This window comes from Candidatus Leptofilum sp. (genome assembly GCF_965223525.1).
Lineage (GTDB): Bacteria > Chloroflexota > Anaerolineae > Promineifilales > Promineifilaceae > Leptofilum.
Genome location: NZ_CBDCWX010000005.1, coordinates 2,001,998 through 2,021,460, shown reverse-complemented (window position 1 = coordinate 2,021,460; position 19,463 = coordinate 2,001,998). Strand labels below are relative to the sequence as shown.

The following is a 19,463-nucleotide window of genomic DNA, read 5'->3' as shown; positions in this document are numbered from 1 at the left end:
GTACGTGCGTAGATGCGGTCATAGATGCTCAGTTGTGTGTATGGTAGGGGCTAGCAGGCTAAGGGATTGGCTCTGCCAAAATCAATGTCTCAATCGCGGCTGCCTGTTCAGCAATCGTCGGCGTCTCAAAAAGTGCAAGCAAAGAGTAAGAAACGTCTAGCGTGTGGCGAATGCGGGCCACAAGGGTAGCTGCCAGCACAGAATCGCCGCCTAAATCCAGGAAGCGTGCCTGAACGCCAACGGTGGGTAAACCCAGCACGTCTGCCCATAGCTCAACCAGAAACGCTTCCATTTCTGTGCGGGGCGGGGTTTGATCTTGCGCGTCGGGATTGGGCAGAACGACCGTAACGCCCAGTTTCTCCGCCAAACCAATACGCTGCAGCTTGCCCGTTGGCCCTTTGGGAATTTCTTCCAAAATTAGTAGCTGGCGCGGCACCTTAAAATCGGCCAGCCGCTCGGCGGCAAATTGGCGAATCTCTAGCGGAGTCGCCTCCTGCTCTGGGTGAAGAACTACAGCCGCTGCGATCTCTTCGCCCAGTTGGGGATGGGGCATGGCAAAAGCCACGGCCTGCATCACGGCCGGATGGGTCATCAGCAGTTCATCAACTTCACGCGGCGATATTTTCTCGCCCCCGCGATTGATGATCTCTTTGATACGGCCGCTAATCGTCAGATAGCCATCGCCATCTAAAAACCCTTCATCACCAGTGCGGAACCAGCCGTTTGTAAAAGCGGCTGCATTGGCTTCAGGGTTGTTGGCATAGCCCGCCGTAACGTTTGGGCCACGAATCACAATTTCGCCCACTTTGCCAGTAGACAAAAGGGCATCCGCTTCATTCATAATGGCCACGTCTGGCCCGGCCGCTGGCCCAACGGTGCCAACCTTGCGCGGCTGTGGCGGCAGCGGATTACAAGCCATTTGGTGGGCTGCTTCTGTCATGCCATAGGCTTCAATCACCGGGGCATCGAAGGTTTTCTCTAATTCTGCCATCAGTTGCGGGGGCAATGACGCAGACGAAGAACGCACAAAACGCAGCGAAGCCCGTGCCAAAACGTCTGCATTGGCAGCGGAACGGGCTAAGATAGCCTGGTGCATGGTGGGAACGGCCGTGTACCAAGTTGGCCGAAATTCATCGAGCCAGCCAAAAAAGTGAGGCGCATAAAAACCAGGCGTGCAAACTAAACTAGCACCAGCCGTAAGTGAAGCAGAAACGGCCGCCATGAGGCCATGAATATGAAAAAGAGGCATCACATTCAAGCAGCGATCATCAGGTGTAAGCTGTAGCGTTTGCCGAATGTTTCTGGCAGAGGTAGCTAAATTTTTGTGTGCCAGGGGAACCATTTTGGGGCGAGATGTCGTGCCAGAAGTATGCAAAATAAGAGCCGTATCTTCACTCTGGGCATACCCTCCATTTGCCGCCTGGTTTGCCACAGCTAATTCTGTTTCAGGCTGCAACGTAAAGCATCCTGCCTCCATATCCTCACGAACCACAAGGCAAATCACAGGAATTTGCCGCCTCTTGGCAACGGCAATTGCATCTGAATCCACGCCATCAGCAATAATCAGGGCTTTGGCATTGAGATCAGAAAGGTAGAAATCAAACTCTGGTTCGCGGTAACCAGGGTTAAGTGGCGTGCTGGTCGCAGCACTGGCAACAGCTAAAAAAGCAGAGGCCATTTCTGGGCCGTTTGGCAGCACAATGGCGACATTATCTTGGCGGCCAATTCCAAGCTCATTGAGCCGAGATACGGTTTCGCCAATTTGTTGGTTAAGTTGTTGGTAACTAAGTGGTAAACGATTTGGAGCTAGGAGGGCAATGGCTTGTGGTTGTTGTTGGGCATGTTGCTGAATAGCTTGATAGAGTGTGCTTCCAATCATAGTGATGGCTCTCCTTGCAAGTGAATAATGTGGTCCAGGCGGCCACATTCACGCATGTTAGAAGCACACTCTTAAATATATAGTTACGAAACCGATGAAGCTATTTTGCAGACTGTTTAGGCTTACGCCTGGTCTTTTTCTTTCTCTACTGGCTGTGGGTCAATAATAATCTTCTCATTCACATTGTCAGGCTCGGCAACGCCATCACGCATCCGAATCTCATCCATGTACCGACTAACCACATGCGGTGGCGCTAACTCAATAAACACTTTGGAGCTCACCAAAAGTGCCGTCAAATCATCGAGCTGACCTAGTACAGGAGCCACGTCCGGCAAGAAATCAACGGGCCATAATAGGTAAATAACGGCCGTAAACGGCAGTAGCTTCAAATAAAATGGCACCTCAGGATCACGCAGCAAATAATAAACTAGCCGCGCCTGCTGCCAAACTTCACGGAAAAAGCCGGGATCATTTCGCTTCTCGGCAATTGCTTCAATATTCATCAGGGACTTTTTTTCCTTTTCATCCATAAAAAACCTTACCTTACAAATTCGCCCTAAGCTATTCAGGGCGCAAATCAAATAGCCTTACGTTTTCCTATTGAAAAGGTTGCGTATATTATTCTTGGCTGCGAATGTAATCTGCCATTTTGGGCAAAATTGGCCCAATATCATAAGGTCCCCACTGCGCCACTGGCCCGGCGGTAAACACCGTAAAACCCAGCACATAATCATCTTGCCGTACGCCCGCATCATACCAGGCTAGCTGATTGATAAATGCCTCATCACCTGTACTGCCCCATCCCTGCTGTATAGCATATTGCTGGAAGTCGGCCCACCCTTTCCCTGGCGGGCCTGGCCGATTGCCAATAATGCCATCAATACCAGCCTCGGTAATCACCAAAGGAATAACCAACCCGCGCGGAATCAGCAACTCTTCGTAATACCACCGATAGCGGAAGGTGAGCGTCCCTCGGTCTTCATGGAAGGGATAACCTGGCAAGGCACTGCCGTAGCCGTAGGTCATCACCGGGGCGCTATATTCATGCAGCGTGAGGATGCCACCATACTCCATGGCTGTTTCAATGGCTGGAATAAACAGGGCAAATTCATCCATCTCCGGCACACCAGTTGCAAAGCCCCCAATCGCTGCCCGGAAGCCATAACGAGCTAGCTCACGTACCCGCTCTTGTTCAAAACGAGCGTACCAGGCCATTCGCTCCAGGCCGGGGTCTGGCTCATTCCAGCCTTCCCAAAAATCCACCGCCGGATTAAGTTGGTATTCTCGTAGTTGAGACTGCACAAACTTGCGTGCTTCTTCCTCTGGGTTGCCTACATATTCCTGGCTCGTCTCATTGCGCCGCCCGATGATGATGGTATTGGGAGATTCACGTTCTACTTCGGCCAGAAAGCCAAAATCATCCACGCCTTTTATGACGGCAGGTTGTGCCTCACGCACAAAAGTCATAATGCGGGGATCGTTGTTAAAAATGACATGGATACTGAGCTTGCTGCGATTTGGGTTGCCTTGCAAATAAGGTGGTATTGGGCCCGCACCGATTGGCGTGGCTGAAGGAATGGGTGTAATAGTGGGTGTATCTGTGGGTGTTGGTGTATAGGTGGGTGTGGGGGTGCGGCTAGGCAAAATGGGCGTGATGGTGGGTGTAAGCGTGGGACCGAGGGGCGCGTTACTTCCAAAGTTTAAGAGTGGGTCTATGGTAGCCGTGGGGCCAGGTGGAGTAAAAGTTGGGGGAACGGCCGCTGCTGCAATTTCTTCATGTTGTTGTGGCAATAATAACGGGGGGGCCAATGTTGGGAGGGCGGGTTGCTCAACACAGGCTGCCTGGGTCAGCAGCAGAATCAAACTAAAAAATAGGAGAATTTTGCCGATTTTGGTTGCAGGCATGGCAGGTATCATATCACCTGTTGTAAATTTATGTCAACATTAGCATTCTCGATTATTTTTACTGCCGTTTTTGCACCTGCCCTTCTGAATGTTACAATTTCTGCATCAGTGAGCAAGCATCTGCTCACTGTTTTGAGGAAGAATATGCTCATATTATTGATACTAAAATTTGTGGTGGTCGCTTTCTTTTTATTCATGTTTTGGCGACGGCCGTCTCTAAACTGGGGTGTGGGGCTGCTTACCGTTACTTCGGCCGTGCTGCTAGACACCTTCCTGGGGACGTTTAACCGGGAAGAGATGCTGAACCAGTTTGGCTTTTTTTTCTACGTCATTTCCGGGTTATTGGTTGGCGGGGCGGCCTACTGGCTTTTTAGCCTGTTCCAACCGCTGCAATTGGCCGGGAGCGCGTCGCGCGGGGCAAGCGAGGCGACCACTTCGGCAAGCCCAACTATGTCGGGCAGCTTAGTGCAGGCTGCATCCCCCCCACTTTCTGCCAATCCTGCGCCCAACAGCGACGGCGTTCACTTCACACCCGGCACTGATGAAACTGGCACCGCCTTCGACCGCCAAATGATTTACGAAGAAGTGCGAGACCGGCTGAGCCGCGAGGACGTGTTGGATTTGCTTTTTGACTTGAGCATTCAGGACAATGAAGTGATGAATGTGCAGCAAGATATGCACCAGCTCATCATCAACATGATGGCACTAACAGAAGCACGAGGCCAAACTGGCCAGCTCGCCCTGGCTGTTGAGCGCATTCTAACGCCACCTGCGCCCGAAGCGTTGCCTCGCCTGGAAAAAATCTCGTTAGAATCACCTCCCACCATTCTGCGCCACTATCTGCTGGCACATTATGATCTGGAAAAGCTACAAAAAACGGCCGTAACCCTGGGAATTGATTGGGAGCAGCTAAACGTCACCAGCAAAAAATCCAGGGTGCGCGATCTGCTACACTACCTTTACCGACGTAACCGAATAGACGAACTGATTGACCTGATGCACGCCAACGGCACATTGGGAAGGGAAGCGTAAAATGAACTGGCTCAAGCGTTGGATAGTAGTTTGTACACTTTTATTGGGCTTGGTAGCGGTGGGAACGGTCGTTGCTCAGGAAGCCGACCAGTTAGAACTCCGCCTTAGCCGGGATTTTGGCGCAGGCTTTGGCACCAGCATCCAGGGTCGGTTTTCTTTTCGTGTTGACGGGCCAGACAACTTAGAAACCGTTTCTTTTTATATTGACGATCAACTGGTTGGCGAAGATAGCGAAGCCCCCTTCCGACTCCAGTTTGAAACAGACAATTACCCGCTGGGCACACACACGCTGTACGCCATTGGCCGCACCACGGACGGTAAAGAGCTGCAATCCAACCAGCTCAGCCGCAACTTTATTTCCAGCAGCAGCTCCAACCGCACCGTGCTGCTCATCGTTGTGCCCATCCTGGTTATCTCGCTGGGGGGCGGTTTGTTAGTAACATGGATTGCCAATCGAGGGCGTAAGGGAAGCAGTTCAGATAGGGCTAACGTGCATGGGCCGTTTGGCGGCACCATTTGCCCAAAATGCAACAAACCATTTGCGCGTCACATCTGGGGACTCAATTTGGGGTTAAGCAAATTCGACCGCTGCCCCCACTGCGGCAAATGGAGCCTGGTTCGTGCCTTGCCAGCAGATGAGTTGGATACGGCCGTACAAGCCATGGAAGCTGAAGCCAAACAAAACCAGCCTAAGCCACCTGCCGATGATGAAGATAACTGGCACAAACGCCTCGACGACTCTAAATTCGACAGCTAACAGTCTACTATTTACTGATTACGGAGTAGCTCCCTTGTCCTGGGGTCAAAATCCCATTTAAATTTTTATGGGATTTTTATATAGTTATAAGCGTAAGGCTGAATTGCTTTTTTAACTCGTTTTCCTCCTCCTTCCTGCTCCGAGCTCCCCTTCGCTCGGAGCATTTTTTTTGCCCTACAAAAAAAAGTGCCACCGTGTCAACACGATGGCATCCAAAATCCTAGAGACTCTTCTAATTTCTTCACACGGCGTTTAGCATAGCTCTTTCTTGCCGAAGTCGCTCCACTTGAGCCGTCTCGCGGTACGCTTTGTCCAATCGCTGAATCTCTCGCTCGATTGATTGAATGAGCCAACGCAAGGCAGCCATGCGTGATTGAGCCGTTATCACCGTTTTCACAGATGTTTGATGGGTAAAGGTTCGCATCTGTGTCATCAAATCTCGCAACTCATGGGTGTGCTGCTGTAAAACCAGACTAGCCTGCTCACGCACTTGTTTCCACTCTTCAGAAGATTTGCTGCCCAGCAAAAAATTGTCTACTAAACCGCTCAGTTGGGCTTCGTCATTGTGTTCAGCTATTTGAGTAAAATGATTCATGATAGAGACTCCTTCATCAAACTAATTTCGTTCCAAAATTATCAGTTCCTCCTCATACAAACACAATAGCACCATTGTCAGGAAGCTCCATTTGGCCACGTAGCCAGCGTAAAACAGCACCTTAAAAGTTTATTTCGCACTTCACATTATGTTGGGTTTGGTGTATACTGTGGCCTAATGTGGTTAAAAGTGGGGCATTGTGGTGCAAGTTTCCACAAATTCCCCGCAAATCTATGCTAAAATGGGGTAATCAGAACAGTTGTTCTAATTTCTGGAAGTTAGCATCATGTTTTTAGGTGAGTACACGCACACCATTGATAGCAAAGGCCGAATCACCATTCCGGCCAGGTTCCGCAACCTGGTGGCTGCCGGGTTGGTGGTAACGCGCGGCTTCGACCAAAATCTGATGCTATTTCCCATGGATGGTTGGCAAGATCTGGCCGAGCGCATCGCGCAACGGCCGTTATCCGATGAAGGTGTGCGGGCATTCCGGCGGCGCGTCTTTTCTGGCGCGGTTGATTTAACGCCAGATCGCCAAGGGCGCATTCTGCTGCCGCCTTACCTGCGCGACTTTGCCAACATTCAGCGAGATGTCGTCATCTCTGGCATGTTTAACTACCTGGAACTGTGGAGCACCGAGGCATGGACGGCCGTTCGTGAAGATATTGAAAGCGACGGCGACGCCGCCCGCTGGGAAGATTTGGGAATTTAAAGACGTGTTCAGGTGTTCACTTGAACACTTAAACACTTGAGTACATGAACACTTCCTCCCACATCCCAGTTCTCTACGATGAAGTGCTCGACTTGCTGCGGCCCCAGGCAAACGGCCGTTTCATAGACGGTACGTTGGGGGCAGGTGGCCACGCAGCAGGGTTGCTGCAAAAATCTGCGCCCTCAGGGCGCATTTTGGTCTTTGACAAAGATGCAGAAGCGATTGCTTTTGCCCAAAAACAGCTAACGCAGTTCGGCGAGCGCGTCACCTACGTCCACGCCAGCTATGCAGAGATGGGAAATCTGGCGCCACAGCACGGGTTTCACGCAGTGGACGGCATCTTGCTAGACCTGGGGCTGTCTTCTCGCCAGCTAGACAATCCCGAACGCGGCTTTTCCTTTATGAAGGAAGGCCCTTTGGATATGCGGTTTGACACTAGTCAGGGCGAAACGGCCGCAGACCTCATTAACAATTTAGACGAGGCAACCCTGGCCAACATTTTGTGGCGTTATGGTGAAGAAAAGAGTAGTCGGAAGATTGCCCGGATGATGGTAGCGGAACGGCCATTCCACACCACCACCCACCTCGCTGAAAAGATCGCCCAAACGGTAAGGCGTCGCGGGCGCATTCATCCCGCCACCAAGACGTTTCAGGCACTCCGCATCGCCGTGAACCGAGAATTAGAAACGGTTGAAGCCGGGGTGATGGCTGCGCTAAAGTTGTTGGGGGCAAGCGGCCGTTTGGCCGTTATTAGCTTCCATTCATTGGAAGATCGCTTTGTGAAGCACACATTTCGGGAACTGAGCAAGGATTGCACCTGCCCCCCAGACCAACCGATGTGTACCTGCGGCGGCGCGGCAAAATATCGGCTTATCACCCGCAAGGCCGTTCAGGCTTCTGCCGAGGAAATTGCCCGCAACAGCCGCAGCCGTAGCGCGAGGCTTAGAGTAATTGAGAAAAGTGGCTAGTTGTTAGTTGTAGTGGCCAGTAAAACCGAAAACCAGCTACTAACCACCAGCCACTAAAAACTAAAACTATGATGGCACGGCAAACTCGCGAACAGCTAAAACGTCTCAACGCCCTCACTGAAGCGCAAGCCGCGCTGGGTTGGGGCGTCATTTTGGTTTTGGCTGCGCTGCTAGGCACCATTTACGTTAGCCAGGCCAGCCGCATTGCTTCCGTAGGTCGTCGTGTGCAAATTTTGCAAAACGAACTGACCGAGTTGAAGCGGCAAAACAATGATTTAGAGCGAGACATCGCCGCCGCGCAGGCATTGGATCGGCTGCAAGCGGAGGCAGTTCGTTTAGGGTTTGTAGAAGCAGACCCAGAAGATATTGAGTACATTATTGTGCCGGATTATCCGGCAGAGTTAATAGAGACCGATCCGCTGGAGATCGTACCGACGGTAACGGCCGTTCCGCCACCGGCCGAAACTGTAAGAGAAGCAATTTGGCTTTACCTGAGCGACAGGTTTAGCGATTTCATAAAAGGCGAAGCTCGTGAACAGTAGTCAAAAGAGCCGGATGTGGATTGTTGTTGTCATCCTCCTGTTTGCCGCCCTCATTATTGTAGGGCGGCTTGTGGCGTTTCAGGTGGTACAAGGGCCAGAATGGGCTGAACGCGCAGGCGATGAGATATTGGTAGTGGCCAAGCCAGAGCGCGGCACCATCTTCGACCGCAACGGTGCGGTGCTTGCCGCCAACACCGCCGACTACCAAATTGGCGTCTCTCCCCGTCTGGTGACAGAAGCCGAAGAGTTAGCTACCGCCCTGGCCCCCATTTTGCAACAATCTCGCTACGAAATCCTCGGCGTGCTGCAATCGGACCAATCGTTTGCCCTGCTCTCTGGCCGCGTTCCGGCTGAGGTAGCAGAACTGGTACGCTCCCTCCCCTACGAAGGCTTGCAAATTGACCCGCTGCCCCGCCGCTTTTACCCTCAGGATGATATGCTCTGCCATTCGCTGGGCTATGTAGATTTTGACGGCAACGGCGGCAGCGGCGTAGAAGGATATTACCAGCGTGAACTGGCTGGCGAAGCTGCCAGTGCCGTTGTGAACATCTCGCCGCTTACCTCCCAGCAAAGCGTCATCGCCCACGAAGGCGCGGATTTGGTGCTAACAATTGACCGCTCTTTGCAGTACATGGTGGAAGACCATCTGCGCCGCGCTTTGGAAGAGTACCGGGCTGTCAGTGGCAGTATTATCGTCATGGATCCACAAACCGGGGCGATTTTGGCGATGGCGAGCGCACCTTGCTACTCACCTGCGGAATTTTACGAAACGGACCTAAGCCTGTTGCTAAATCCTGCTGTCAGCCAGCAGCATGAGCCAGGCTCCGTGATGAAGCTAATTACAATGGCTGCTGCGCTAGACGCTGGCGTGGTGACGCCGCAATCTACCTATTATGACGCGGGTATTTTGGAAGTGGGTGGCCACAAAACCTACAACTGGGATCGCAGTGCCCCTGGCACGACAGATATGACCACGCTGCTGGCGCGTTCGCTCAACGTGGGTGCGGCAACGCTGGCAACCATGATGGGGCCAGATGTTTATTACAACTATTTGCAAAGTTTTGGCTTTGGCCGCCCCACTGGGGTGGATTTAATGTCTGAAGCGGCGGGCACGATGCCGCTGCCGGGCGATTCGCTCTGGACAGAATCCTTTATGGCAACAAACTCATATGGTCAGGGTATTGCCGTGACGCCCTTGCAGATGATTACGGCCGTTTCTGCCCTGGCCAACAACGGTACCATTATGCAGCCTTACATGGTGCAAGAAATTCATGGGGAAAATGGCACTTTCGTGCATGAACCAACTGTACTCAGCCGACCCATCAGCCCGGAAACGGCCGCACAGGTAAACGCAATGGCCATAACGGCCGTTGCTCGGGAAACGGTAGAAGCCCAAATAAGCGGCTACACCATTGCCGGCAAAACCGGCACCGCCCAAATTGCCGAAAACGGCATCTACCTGCCCGATGACGTGATTGGTTCTTTCATCGGCTGGCTACCTGCCGAAAACCCGGAGATGATTATTTATGTAAAGCTAGATCGGCCACAAACGGCTCCCTGGGGGTCGCAAACGGCCGCTCCCGCCTTTGCTGATTTAGCAGACGAACTGGTCGTCATGCTCAACGTCCCGCCAGACACCATCCGCCTGCAAGCAGACGTGATGGCAGCGAGGCAGGGACAGTAATCGGTTTTGTTACTGATTACCGAATACCGATTACCGAACACCGAATACTGAAATGTTAACGCTAGCACACTTCCTCCAAACATTATCCACTTACGAAGCCACTGGCCACGAGCCAGCGGTATCGCGCGTGGTGATGGACAGCCGTGAAGCCGTGCCGGGCAGCCTCTTTGTAGCCACCAAAGGCGAAATGGTTGACGGGCATGAGTTTGTTACGGCCGCTTTTAAGCAGGGAGCGATTGCGGCACTGGTAGACCGGCCTATTTCGGATACGTACACAACCATAGATTTGCGTACCACCGAGCCGCCTGCTGTGCCGCTTGGTGCGCCAAAGCCTGTTTGCTTGGTGGTTGAAGATACCATAGCCGCCCTGCAAGCGTCCGCCAAGGCTTGGCGTGCCCGCTTCCCTGCAGAAGTAATTGGCATCACGGGCAGCGTGGGCAAAACCTCTACCAAAGAACTCACTCACGCCGTACTCTCCAGCCGCTACTGCACCTTCAAGTCGCCGGGCAACCGCAACAGCATTCTAGGATTGCCCCTGGCCTTGTTCGATTTGCAGCCAGAAAATGAAAAAGCAGTGCTGGAGATGGGCATGTACACCACTGGCGAAATTGCCACCCTGTGTGATATGACCAGCCCCCAGGTTGGCGTCGTCACGCTCGTCGGTGCGGTGCATTTGGAGCGGGCTGGCAGCATGGAAAACATTGTTAAAGCCAAGCGGGAGTTGGTGGAGGCGTTGCCTGCCGACGGCACGGCCGTTCTCAACAAAGATGATGCCCGCGTGATGAGCATGGCTGACCATACTCAGGCCCGAATTTTTACCTACGGCCTCAGCAGTGCCGCCGACTTGTGGGCAGACAATATTTACTCGATGGGTTTGGATGGGGTGCGCTTTACGCTGCACCACAAAGGTGAGTCGCTGGTGGTGCAGGTGCCGCTGCTGGGTCGCCACAGCGTGCATACCTCTCTACGAGCTGCGGCCGTCGGGCTGATAGAAGGGCTTACTTGGGACGAAATTTTGCACGGGTTACGCAATACGGCCGTTCAGCTACGCCTCGTTACCGTCCCTGGTCCTAAAAATTCGCTGATCATTGACGACACCTACAACGCCAGCCCCGATTCTGTGCGAGCGGCCCTGAACCTGATGCACGATATAGACGGCCGTTCCGTAGCCGTGTTAGGCGATATGCTGGAATTAGGCCAGCTGGAAGAGCAAGCCCACAGGCAGGTGGGGCGGCGTGTGGCTGAAGTCGCCAAATTGCTGGTGACGGTGGGGCAACGCGCCCGCTGGATTGGCCAGGAGGCGATTGCCAGTGGCCTGCCACAAGATAAAGTGGTGATGTTGGATGATGCGACAACGGCCGTATCCACCCTAGAAGAACTAATAGAAGAAAACGATACCGTTTTGGTAAAAGGATCATTGGGGATGCGGATGGATCAAATTATTAACGCCCTGGGACGGTACAACTAATGTCCTTTGCACTGGCAGTTGGTGGCGTTACCTTTTTGATGGCTGTCATTTGGGGCAGCCCGCTGGTTGAACTGATGCGCCGTTTTAAATTGGGCGCGCAAATTCGCATTGATGGCCCAAACACCCATATGACAAAAATGGGTACCCCAACAATGGGCGGCGTTCTCATCATCGGTTGGACACTTATCATCAGCATTCTGGTAAACATTGTGCAAATTGTGCAGGATTTGGAGATTGCTGAAAGTGCGATTATTCCGCTGGGCGTCATGGTCGCCTACGCCATTTTGGGCGGCATTGATGACTATTTAGGCATTCATCCCCGTCCGCACGGTGAAAAAGGGATGCGCGCCCGCGTAAAGATTTGGTTTCAGTTGGGGATTGCGTTGGCGGCAACGGCCGTACTCTACTGGCTAGTCAATGATGGACACGGCTGGGTAGCAGTGCCTACCGTACCGCTTTTGCTAGATATCGGCATCCTATACATCCCCATTGCGGTCATCATCATTGCCGGCACCGCCAACGCCGTCAACATTACTGACGGGCTGGACGGGCTGGCGGGCATCATCGCCGCTACTGCTTTTGCCGCCTACGGCATCATCGCCCTGCTGCGCGATCAGCAATTTTTGGTGATATTTTGCTTTATCACTGTGGGTGCCTGCTTTGCTTTTTTGTGGTTCAACGCCCACCCCGCCCAGATGTTTATGGGAGATGTGGGTTCACAGGCGCTCGGCGGCGCACTGGGCGTGGTGGCTCTAATGACCAACCAATGGCTCATCCTGCCTGTCATCGCCATTGTGCCGCTGGCAACGCTACTTTCCAGCACGCTCCAGGTGCTTTATTTCAAGGCCACTAGCGGCAAGCGGTTATTTAAGATGGCACCGTTGCACCATCATTTTGAAGCCATTGGCTGGAGCGAAACACAAATTGTGCAGCGTTGGTGGCTCATTGGCATGTTAAGCGCAATGATTGGCATTGCACTAGCGCAAGTTTAGGTTTCAGTAATCGGTGAACGGTAATCAATAATCGGTAAACGATTACACAAAACCGATTACCGAATACTGATTACGGATTACCGAAAAATGGACAATTTCTATGGCAAACGACTACTCATTTTGGGATTGGCGCGGCAGGGCAAGGCGCTGGCTCGGTTTGCCGTTGGTGCAGGCGCAGCAGTAACCATTACCGATTTGCGCTCACCTGAAAAACTGCGGGATATTTTGGATGAATTGAGTGACCTGAATATCCGGTATGTATTGCGAGAACATCCGATGGAACTTGTAGACGAAAGTGACATTTTAGCTGTGAGTGGTGGCGTGCCGCTGGAGACACCGCTGGTGCAGGCGGCTCAAGCCCGTGGCATCCCAATTACCAATGATTCTTTGGAATTTAGCAAGCGGACGCCAACGGCCGTTATCGGCATTACAGGCTCGGCAGGCAAAACCACCACCACGGCCCTCACGGGCGTAATGAGCCAAATCGCTGGACGGCGCACTTGGGTGGGCGGCAACATTGGCCAACCGCTCATCGCCGATCTGCACAAGATGGAAGCAGACGACGTGGTGGTGCAGGAGCTTTCCAGCTTCCAGCTAGAAATTTGGGATCGCAGCCCGCACATTGCCACGGTGCTAAACATTACGCCCAACCATCTGGACAGGCACAAGACGATGAAAGCATACACCAACGCCAAAGCAAACATTTTGCGCCACCAAACGGCCGACGACATTGCTGTCCTGTGTGCCGATGACCCCGGTTCGTTGGCGTTGAGCGCGATTGTGCAGGGGCAGCTGCGGCTGTTCAGCCTGAGCAATGAGGTTTCTGAGGGTGCGATGATTCGGAACGGCCGTATCGTCATCCGCAACGGCGCAGAGAAAGAGATTTGCCACGTAAACGAAGTACAGCTACGCGGTCGCCACAATCTGCTCAACGTCCTGGCCGCTACTACCCTGGCCGACTCGGCGGGTATCCCGGCAGAGGCGATTGCTCAGGCCATCCGCACCTTCACGGGCGTAGAGCATCGGCTGGAGCTGGTACGCACCCGGAACGGCGTCCAGTGGATCAACGACTCCATCGCTACCGCGCCGGAGCGATCTTTGGCAGCACTGCAAGCCTTCTCGGAACCGATCATCCTGCTGGCAGGCGGCCAGGACAAAGCAATGGAATGGGATGCCTGGGCCGAAGCAGTGCCGCAGCAAACAATATCGGTTATTTTGTTTGGTGAATTGGCAGATTTGCTGGCTAAGAAGTTAACAGAGCAACAGGCAGATTTTGTAAAAGTGAACACGATGGAAGAAGCGGTGGAGGTGGCAGTGGAAACGGCCGTATCCAACGACATCGTCCTCCTTTCCCCCGGCGGCACCAGCTTCGACGCCTTTGACAATTTTGCCGAGCGAGGAGAACTGTTCCGGCAGTTGGTGAATGAATTGTAAAGAAAATTAAGAATTAGGAATTAAGAATTATGGCACTTTTCATAATTCATCCCTCCTAATTCATAATTCCAAAAGGTATCTATGACCACAGTAAACATCGTCCGCAAAAGAACTGTTCGCGTGAATCCGGTTTTGCGCTTCCGGTTTGATTACTGGCTGCTGCTTTCCATTGCCGGAATGCTGGTGTTGGGCATGCTGATGGTGTACAGCACCACCTTCGATTACGGCTTGCGCTTTCAGGATGATGCCACCTACTATTTTCGGCGGCAATTTATGGCGCTGGGGCTGGGATTTGTAGCGATTGTCGGCGTGATGCAGTTTGACTACCACATTTTGCGACGCTTTTCGGTGCCATTTTTGGGATTGACGCTGGCCGGGCTGCTCTTTGTTTTGTTTTTTACGGCCGTTTCCGACCTCGGTGCACAGCGTGGTTTGTACAACGACTCTTACCAACCGTCTGAAATTGCCAAGTTGGCCATGATTATTTACATCGCCCACTGGCTCTCTAGCAAAGGCGACCGCATCAAGATGCTCACCTACGGCCTGCTGCCGTTCTCAGTAATTGTGGGCGTGGTCTCCGCTCTGATTGTGCGCCAGCCAGACCTCAGCACCGCCGGGCTGATTGCCCTGGTCAGCTTTACCCTCTTTTTTGTGGCGGGAGCCGATTGGCGGCAGTTTGCTTTGGCCGGTTTGCTCGGCGGATCGGTCTTTTTGGTATTGATTAACACGCTGCCTCACGCCCAGGCTCGCGTGGATGCCTACACGCAAGCACTCTCTGACCCAGCGCAGGCAAGCTGGCATGTGCAGCAATCACTCATCGCCCTGGGACGCGGCGGCATTTTTGGCGTGGGCTTGGGTGAGAGCACCCAAAAGTTTGGCCCGCTGCCCTTTGCCCACACGGATGGCGTGTTTGCCATCCTGGGCGAGGAGCTTGGCCTGGCGGGAACGCTGCTGGTCATTGTGCTGCTGGGCATGTTTGTATGGCGGGGCTTGCGAACCGCCGTGCGCGCCCGCGACAGTTTCGGCTCATTATTAGCACTAGGCATCACCTGCTGGATTGTATTCCAGGCATTTATCAACATTGCGGTGATTACGGCCGTTATTCCCTTTACCGGCATCCCCCTGCCCTTCTTGAGCTACGGTGGCACTTCGCTAGCCATCACCATGGTGGGGGCAGGCATCTTGCTCAACATTTCGCGGGATTTAGCTTTGCAAAAACGGCCGCAAGGCAACGGCGGCACACGGCGAAAATCAAAAAGAAACACACGGCGGAGCAGACGGCCGTCCGCCACAGACAGGTTCTAAAATGCGCGTACTCATCTGCGCTGGCGGCACTGGCGGCGGCATCTACCCCGCTCTGGCAGCCGCTACCGCACTACGCAACAGAGGCTTGCCCACAGAAAACATTCTCTGGGTGGGCACAAAAGGTGAAATGGAACAAACATTAGTCCCCAGAGCAGGCATTCGGCTAGAAACCATCGTAGGTGGGGCGATAGCTGGCGTACCGCTACACCGTAAGCTGATCAACGGCAGCAAGCTCCTGCTCAGCGTGGGCAAGGCCTGGCAAATAGTGCGCCGCTTCCGCCCCGATGTCATGTTCATGACCGGAGGCTACATGGCCTTTCCGTTTACCCTCGCTTGCCGCTGGCTGGGCGTACCTATCGTCATCTATTTGCCCGATGTGGAACCTGGGCAATCAATACAGTTTTCGCTGCGGTATGCAGAAAAAGTGGGAGCCACCACCAAAGGCTCCGCCCAATTTGTACCTGCCGATAAGCTAGTCGTGACGGGCTACCCGGTGCGCCCCGAACTGCGTGCCGCTGCCGATTTGAGTCTGGAAGACGCATTGGCCAGCTTCGATTTGCAGCCTGGTCGCCCCACCCTGATGGTGTTTGGTGGCAGCCGTGGGGCGCAGGCCATCAATCGCGCCTTGATGAGTATTTTGCCAGAGCTGCTGCAAATAGTGCAGATCATTCACATCAGCGGCACGTTTACCTGGGACGAGGTGGACAGGAACGCCAAAAAACTGCCCAAAGCACTGCACGAATTTTATCGGCCGTACCCTTACCTGCACGACAGGATGGGTCACGCTTTTCGCGCCGCCGACTTGGTGGTGGCGCGCGCCGGAGCCAGCATGTTGGGTGAAAGCCCTGCCTTTGGCCTGCCGTCCATTTTGGTGCCGCTGGCCTGGGCCTGGCGCTATCAAAAGGTAAATGCAGATTATTTGTGTGATAGCGGTACGGCCGTACAGCTCACCGATGAAACGCTAAACGAAAAACTCCTGCCAACTATCCAAGACTTGTTGGCAGACCCAGACAAATTGGCTCAGATGCACCAAGCCGCCCGCGAATTGGACGTACCCAACGGCGCAGAAAATTTGGCGGTGCTCATCGAATCTGTGGCCAAAACGAGCGGGAAGGAGTGAGAAGATGCTGAGTTTAGGCTCACTTTTTTGGTTAATGATTTTATTTTTTGCCATCATTGGTTCGCTGCGAGGCTGGACACGAGAGGTCATCGCCACCTCTGGTCTCATTTTGTCGTTATTTGCCATTAATCAATTTGGCAATCTCTTTTTGGGCATTGTCCCCTCAGGTGGTGCCATTCCACCAGAGCGGCAGCGATTTTACTATTTAGCAATTTTGCATTTATTGATTGCATTTTTTAGCTACCAGGGGCCCGCTTTTGCCGGGTCACGCTTTGGCGAACGGCTGCGGGTGCGAGACACATTCCAAGACAAGCTGCTGGGGCTCATTGTGGGTGCGCTGAATGGCTATCTGATTATCGGCTCGCTCTGGTCATTTTTAGAGTACCGCATTCAGGCCCCTGGCCAATGGATTCGGCTGCTGGATAACGAATTCTATCCTTTTGATCCGGCAGTATTGGTGCGCCCAAACGTTGCTGGCGAATTAGGCACGCTGATGACACGTCTGCCGCTGCCGCTGCTGGAACCGTACCTGCCGTTTTTGGTGGTGATTGTCTTTTTGTTTGTGATTATTGTGATGATTTAAGCCCTCCCCCGCTGGGGGAGGGCTAGGGAGGGGGCAGGAAGTTTAGTTGTGATTCAGGATTTGTTTTTAGAGATGAGCGAAGAACAGTTACCATTGCAGCCAAATATGCACATTCACCTGATCGGCATTGGCGGGTCGGGGATTTCCGCGATTGCCAAAGTGTTGCTGGGGCGCGGTTTTACCGTTTCTGGCTCTGACATGCAGGCAAATGAGAGTACGGCCGCTTTAGCTAACGAAGGCGCAACGATTTACCAAGGCCACGCTGCCGCCAACATTGCCGGAGCTGAGCTGCTGGTCATCTCTTCCGCCATTCCAGAAGAGAACCCAGAAGTTCAGGCCGCCCGCAAGGCCAACATTCCGGTGATGAAGCGTTCTGACTTTTTGGGGCGTCTGATGGCTGACCGGATTGGCATTGCCATTGCGGGAACCCACGGCAAAACAACCACGACTGGCCTGATTGCCCACATCCTGATGGAAGCGGAGCTAGACCCGACGGTGATTGTGGGGGGCATTTTGCCGTCGCTGGAGGGCAACGGCCGTTTCGGCGAAGGCGACTACTTTGTGGTGGAAGCCGACGAGTACGACCACATGTTCCTTGGTCTCAAGCCAGAGATGGCCATCATCACCAACATTGAGCATGACCACCCGGATATCTTCCCCAGCGAGGAAAGCTACCGGGACGCCTTTGCCCAATTTGCCAAGCTGCTGCCAGAGAGTGGCCATTTGATTGCCTGCGCGACGGATGAGGAAACGGCCGTCTTGCTACAAAACCTCGCCCTGAACGAGGTGCAAATTAGCACCTACGCGCTGGGCAACGCCGAAGGCAAACAGCCCACAGCAGATTATTTGGCACTGGATTTGCGCCCCAATCAGCTTGGCGGCACTGACTTTTTGGTAGAAAGCGAAGGGGAAATGATTGGTCTGGCGCGGCTGCGCTTACCAGGCGAACACAACGTCCTCAACGCCCTGGCCGCCATCATCGTGGCCACTGATTTGGGCGTTGACTTCAACGTCATTCGGGCTGCGCTGGCCAGCTTTAGCGGAGTCAACCGCCGCTTTGAACTGATTGGCGAGATGGGCAACGTGACCATCATTGATGATTACGCCCACCACCCCACCGAAATTGCCGTGACGCTTAAGGCAGCGCGGCAGCGTTACCCCGGACGCCGCCTGTGGGCGGTGTGGCAGCCCCACACCTTTAGCCGCACTAAGCTGCTGCTGGACAAATTTGCCACTTGCTTTACCGAGGCAGACAAGGTGGTGGCGCTAGATATTTACAAAAGTCGGGAAACAGATTCGCTGGGATTGGATACGGCCGTTGTGCTAGAAACAATGAATCACCCATCCGCCGTACACATCCCCGACCTGGATGACGCGGCGAAATATATTTTAGACCGGGTACGGCCGCATGACGTGGTTTTAACGCTGGGCGCAGGCGACGGCAACCAGGTGGCCCAGCAAGTTTTAGCGGGCATTCAACTGTGGAGTGATGTATGAGCGTGAGAACCTCAATTCGGGTATCGGCAATTCAGGAGTTACAGGCAGCCTTTGCCGATCGGCTCAAGCTAGATGAGCCTTTGGCGCGGTACACCTCGGCGCGGGTGGGTGGCGAAGCCCAGCTATTTTTGGTAGTGAACAGTGCGGCGGAGTTGGAAACGGCCGTGACCATTGCCTACCAAAAGCGCATTCCCTACACCCTGCTGGGCGGCGGTTCCAATATTCTCGTCTCCGATTACGGCGTGGGCGGGCTGGTCATCATGAACAAAGCCAAGGCGCTTAACTTCCGCCACACCGGGGCTGGTGTCATCTGCACCGTGGAATCGGGCATGAATTTGTCTTCATTGGCACGGCAATGCATTGGCAAAGGACTGGGTGGCTTGGAGTGGGCCATCGGCGTCCCCGGCACGGTTGGTGGCGCAGTTGTGGGCAACTCCGGCGCACACGGTTCCGACATGAACAGCCAGTTGCGAGCGGCCGTTATTTGGGAACCAGGTCGTGGGCAGCGCATCTACAGCAACAACGAAATGAACTACGCTTACCGCGACAGCGTCCTCAAGCAGGAGCAGGGGCGCGATTTGTCTCGCCGGGTAGTGCTTAGTGCCGAACTGGAGCTAACGCCAGAGCCAGTGGACGTGCTCATCGCCCGCGCCGATGGTTTTACGGCACACCGTAAGCAAACGCAGCCCGGTGGGGCAACCGTCGGTTCAATGTTCAAGAATCCAGAAAATTATTACGCTGGCTATTTGATTGACGCCGCCGGACTCAAAGGATTCAGCGTCGGCGGCGCACACATTTCTGAAAAACACGCCAACTTTTTTGTCAACGATGGCAACGCCACCGCCGAAGATATTCGCAGCCTCATCGCTGAAGCGTGGAACAGCGTCCGCGAGCAGTTTGGTGTGGAATTGGAACTGGAAGTGGAATTGGTTGGTGATTGGGAGTTCGAATAATGGTTAATGGTGAATTGTAAATGGTTAGCCTTTCATA

General features: G+C 53.6%; 18 protein-coding genes and 1 pseudogene. 14 read left to right on the top strand and 5 right to left on the bottom strand.

Going from position 1 to position 19,463, the window contains the following annotated elements:
* Positions 1-58: 58 nt before the first annotated feature.
* From ACOQPM_RS14355 to ACOQPM_RS14340, 4 genes and pseudogenes are all read right to left on the bottom strand, one after another.
* A complete protein-coding gene (locus ACOQPM_RS14355) occupies positions 59-292 on the bottom strand; it encodes a phosphopantetheine-binding protein (protein ID WP_420630538.1) in 234 nt (77 codons plus the stop codon).
* 54 nt (positions 293-346) lie between these two features.
* Positions 347-1,879: pseudogene (locus tag ACOQPM_RS14350) on the bottom strand (acyl--CoA ligase); the annotation flags it as partial.
* A 122-nt stretch (positions 1,880-2,001) separates the two neighbouring features.
* The gene (locus ACOQPM_RS14345) at positions 2,002-2,382 is read right to left on the bottom strand and encodes a YkvA family protein (protein ID WP_420629950.1); all 381 of its coding nucleotides are present in this window, start codon (positions 2,380-2,382) and stop codon (positions 2,002-2,004) included.
* Between the two features lie 115 nt (positions 2,383-2,497).
* Complete coding sequence (locus tag ACOQPM_RS14340; protein WP_420629949.1) at positions 2,498-3,784, bottom strand: hypothetical protein; 1,287 nt, start codon at positions 3,782-3,784, stop codon at positions 2,498-2,500.
* Between the two features lie 144 nt (positions 3,785-3,928).
* On the opposite strand from ACOQPM_RS14340, the gene ACOQPM_RS14335 reads away from it, so the two are divergent.
* Together ACOQPM_RS14335 and ACOQPM_RS14330 are read left to right on the top strand one after the other, a co-directional pair.
* The gene (locus ACOQPM_RS14335; RefSeq protein ID WP_420629948.1) at positions 3,929-4,816 is read left to right on the top strand and encodes a hypothetical protein; all 888 of its coding nucleotides are present in this window, start codon (positions 3,929-3,931) and stop codon (positions 4,814-4,816) included.
* Between the two features lies 1 nt (position 4,817).
* Positions 4,818-5,573, top strand: a complete 756-nt coding sequence (locus tag ACOQPM_RS14330; protein ID WP_420629947.1) for an Ig-like domain-containing protein — start codon at positions 4,818-4,820, stop codon at positions 5,571-5,573.
* 241 nt (positions 5,574-5,814) lie between these two features.
* Here the strand turns inward: ACOQPM_RS14330 and ACOQPM_RS14325 are convergent, their stop codons facing one another.
* Positions 5,815-6,168 (bottom strand): hypothetical protein, encoded by a 354-nt coding sequence (locus ACOQPM_RS14325; protein WP_420629946.1) that lies wholly within the window; start codon positions 6,166-6,168, stop codon positions 5,815-5,817.
* Between the two features lie 286 nt (positions 6,169-6,454).
* On the opposite strand from ACOQPM_RS14325, the gene mraZ reads away from it, so the two are divergent.
* The 12 genes from mraZ to murB all read left to right on the top strand — a co-directional run bounded on the left by mraZ (position 6,455) and on the right by murB (position 19,426).
* Positions 6,455-6,880: a division/cell wall cluster transcriptional repressor MraZ gene (gene mraZ / locus ACOQPM_RS14320; RefSeq protein ID WP_420629945.1), complete on the top strand. Its 426-nt coding sequence runs from the start codon at positions 6,455-6,457 to the stop codon at positions 6,878-6,880.
* A gap of 44 nt (positions 6,881-6,924) precedes the next feature.
* Positions 6,925-7,848, top strand: coding sequence for a 16S rRNA (cytosine(1402)-N(4))-methyltransferase RsmH (gene rsmH / locus ACOQPM_RS14315; protein WP_420629944.1), 924 nt, complete (start codon positions 6,925-6,927; stop codon positions 7,846-7,848).
* Between the two features lie 68 nt (positions 7,849-7,916).
* A complete protein-coding gene (locus tag ACOQPM_RS14310) occupies positions 7,917-8,390 on the top strand; it encodes a hypothetical protein (RefSeq protein ID WP_420629943.1) in 474 nt (157 codons plus the stop codon).
* Positions 8,380-10,074 (top strand): peptidoglycan D,D-transpeptidase FtsI family protein, encoded by a 1,695-nt coding sequence (locus ACOQPM_RS14305; RefSeq protein ID WP_420629942.1) that lies wholly within the window; start codon positions 8,380-8,382, stop codon positions 10,072-10,074. Before ACOQPM_RS14310 ends, ACOQPM_RS14305 begins: the two co-directional genes overlap by 11 nt.
* A 52-nt stretch (positions 10,075-10,126) precedes the next feature.
* Positions 10,127-11,542 (top strand): UDP-N-acetylmuramoyl-tripeptide--D-alanyl-D-alanine ligase, encoded by a 1,416-nt coding sequence (locus ACOQPM_RS14300; RefSeq protein WP_420629941.1) that lies wholly within the window; start codon positions 10,127-10,129, stop codon positions 11,540-11,542.
* Positions 11,542-12,534 (top strand): phospho-N-acetylmuramoyl-pentapeptide-transferase, encoded by a 993-nt coding sequence (gene mraY / locus ACOQPM_RS14295; RefSeq protein ID WP_420629940.1) that lies wholly within the window; start codon positions 11,542-11,544, stop codon positions 12,532-12,534. The genes ACOQPM_RS14300 and mraY overlap by 1 nt, the downstream gene beginning before the upstream one ends.
* Positions 12,535-12,621: 87 nt before the next feature.
* A complete protein-coding gene (gene murD / locus ACOQPM_RS14290; protein WP_420629939.1) occupies positions 12,622-13,968 on the top strand; it encodes a UDP-N-acetylmuramoyl-L-alanine--D-glutamate ligase in 1,347 nt (448 codons plus the stop codon).
* Between the two features lie 81 nt (positions 13,969-14,049).
* A complete protein-coding gene (locus ACOQPM_RS14285) occupies positions 14,050-15,273 on the top strand; it encodes an FtsW/RodA/SpoVE family cell cycle protein (protein ID WP_420629938.1) in 1,224 nt (407 codons plus the stop codon).
* A gap of 1 nt (position 15,274) precedes the next feature.
* Positions 15,275-16,393: a UDP-N-acetylglucosamine--N-acetylmuramyl-(pentapeptide) pyrophosphoryl-undecaprenol N-acetylglucosamine transferase gene (locus ACOQPM_RS14280; RefSeq protein WP_420629937.1), complete on the top strand. Its 1,119-nt coding sequence runs from the start codon at positions 15,275-15,277 to the stop codon at positions 16,391-16,393.
* Between the two features lie 4 nt (positions 16,394-16,397).
* The gene (locus ACOQPM_RS14275) at positions 16,398-16,976 is read left to right on the top strand and encodes a CvpA family protein (RefSeq protein WP_420629936.1); all 579 of its coding nucleotides are present in this window, start codon (positions 16,398-16,400) and stop codon (positions 16,974-16,976) included.
* Positions 16,977-17,024: 48 nt separating this feature from the next.
* The gene (gene murC / locus ACOQPM_RS14270) at positions 17,025-18,473 is read left to right on the top strand and encodes a UDP-N-acetylmuramate--L-alanine ligase (RefSeq protein WP_420629935.1); all 1,449 of its coding nucleotides are present in this window, start codon (positions 17,025-17,027) and stop codon (positions 18,471-18,473) included.
* A complete protein-coding gene (gene murB, locus ACOQPM_RS14265) occupies positions 18,470-19,426 on the top strand; it encodes a UDP-N-acetylmuramate dehydrogenase (RefSeq protein WP_420629934.1) in 957 nt (318 codons plus the stop codon). The genes murC and murB overlap by 4 nt, the downstream gene beginning before the upstream one ends.
* The last annotated feature ends 37 nt before the right edge of the window (positions 19,427-19,463 follow it).

Coding starts and splice junctions, on each gene's coding strand:
- ACOQPM_RS14355 (WP_420630538.1), bottom strand. CDS start 292: ATGGAAGCGTTTCTGGTTGAGCTATGGGCAGACGTGCTGGGTTTACCC.
- ACOQPM_RS14345 (WP_420629950.1), bottom strand. CDS start 2,382: ATGAATATTGAAGCAATTGCCGAGAAGCGAAATGATCCCGGCTTTTTC.
- ACOQPM_RS14340 (WP_420629949.1), bottom strand. CDS start 3,784: ATGCCTGCAACCAAAATCGGCAAAATTCTCCTATTTTTTAGTTTGATT.
- ACOQPM_RS14335 (WP_420629948.1), top strand. CDS start 3,929: ATGCTCATATTATTGATACTAAAATTTGTGGTGGTCGCTTTCTTTTTA.
- ACOQPM_RS14330 (WP_420629947.1), top strand. CDS start 4,818: ATGAACTGGCTCAAGCGTTGGATAGTAGTTTGTACACTTTTATTGGGC.
- ACOQPM_RS14325 (WP_420629946.1), bottom strand. CDS start 6,168: ATGAATCATTTTACTCAAATAGCTGAACACAATGACGAAGCCCAACTG.
- mraZ (WP_420629945.1), top strand. CDS start 6,455: ATGTTTTTAGGTGAGTACACGCACACCATTGATAGCAAAGGCCGAATC.
- rsmH (WP_420629944.1), top strand. CDS start 6,925: ATGAACACTTCCTCCCACATCCCAGTTCTCTACGATGAAGTGCTCGAC.
- ACOQPM_RS14310 (WP_420629943.1), top strand. CDS start 7,917: ATGATGGCACGGCAAACTCGCGAACAGCTAAAACGTCTCAACGCCCTC.
- ACOQPM_RS14300 (WP_420629941.1), top strand. CDS start 10,127: ATGTTAACGCTAGCACACTTCCTCCAAACATTATCCACTTACGAAGCC.
- mraY (WP_420629940.1), top strand. CDS start 11,542: ATGTCCTTTGCACTGGCAGTTGGTGGCGTTACCTTTTTGATGGCTGTC.
- murD (WP_420629939.1), top strand. CDS start 12,622: ATGGACAATTTCTATGGCAAACGACTACTCATTTTGGGATTGGCGCGG.
- ACOQPM_RS14285 (WP_420629938.1), top strand. CDS start 14,050: ATGACCACAGTAAACATCGTCCGCAAAAGAACTGTTCGCGTGAATCCG.
- ACOQPM_RS14280 (WP_420629937.1), top strand. CDS start 15,275: ATGCGCGTACTCATCTGCGCTGGCGGCACTGGCGGCGGCATCTACCCC.
- ACOQPM_RS14275 (WP_420629936.1), top strand. CDS start 16,398: ATGCTGAGTTTAGGCTCACTTTTTTGGTTAATGATTTTATTTTTTGCC.
- murB (WP_420629934.1), top strand. CDS start 18,470: ATGAGCGTGAGAACCTCAATTCGGGTATCGGCAATTCAGGAGTTACAG.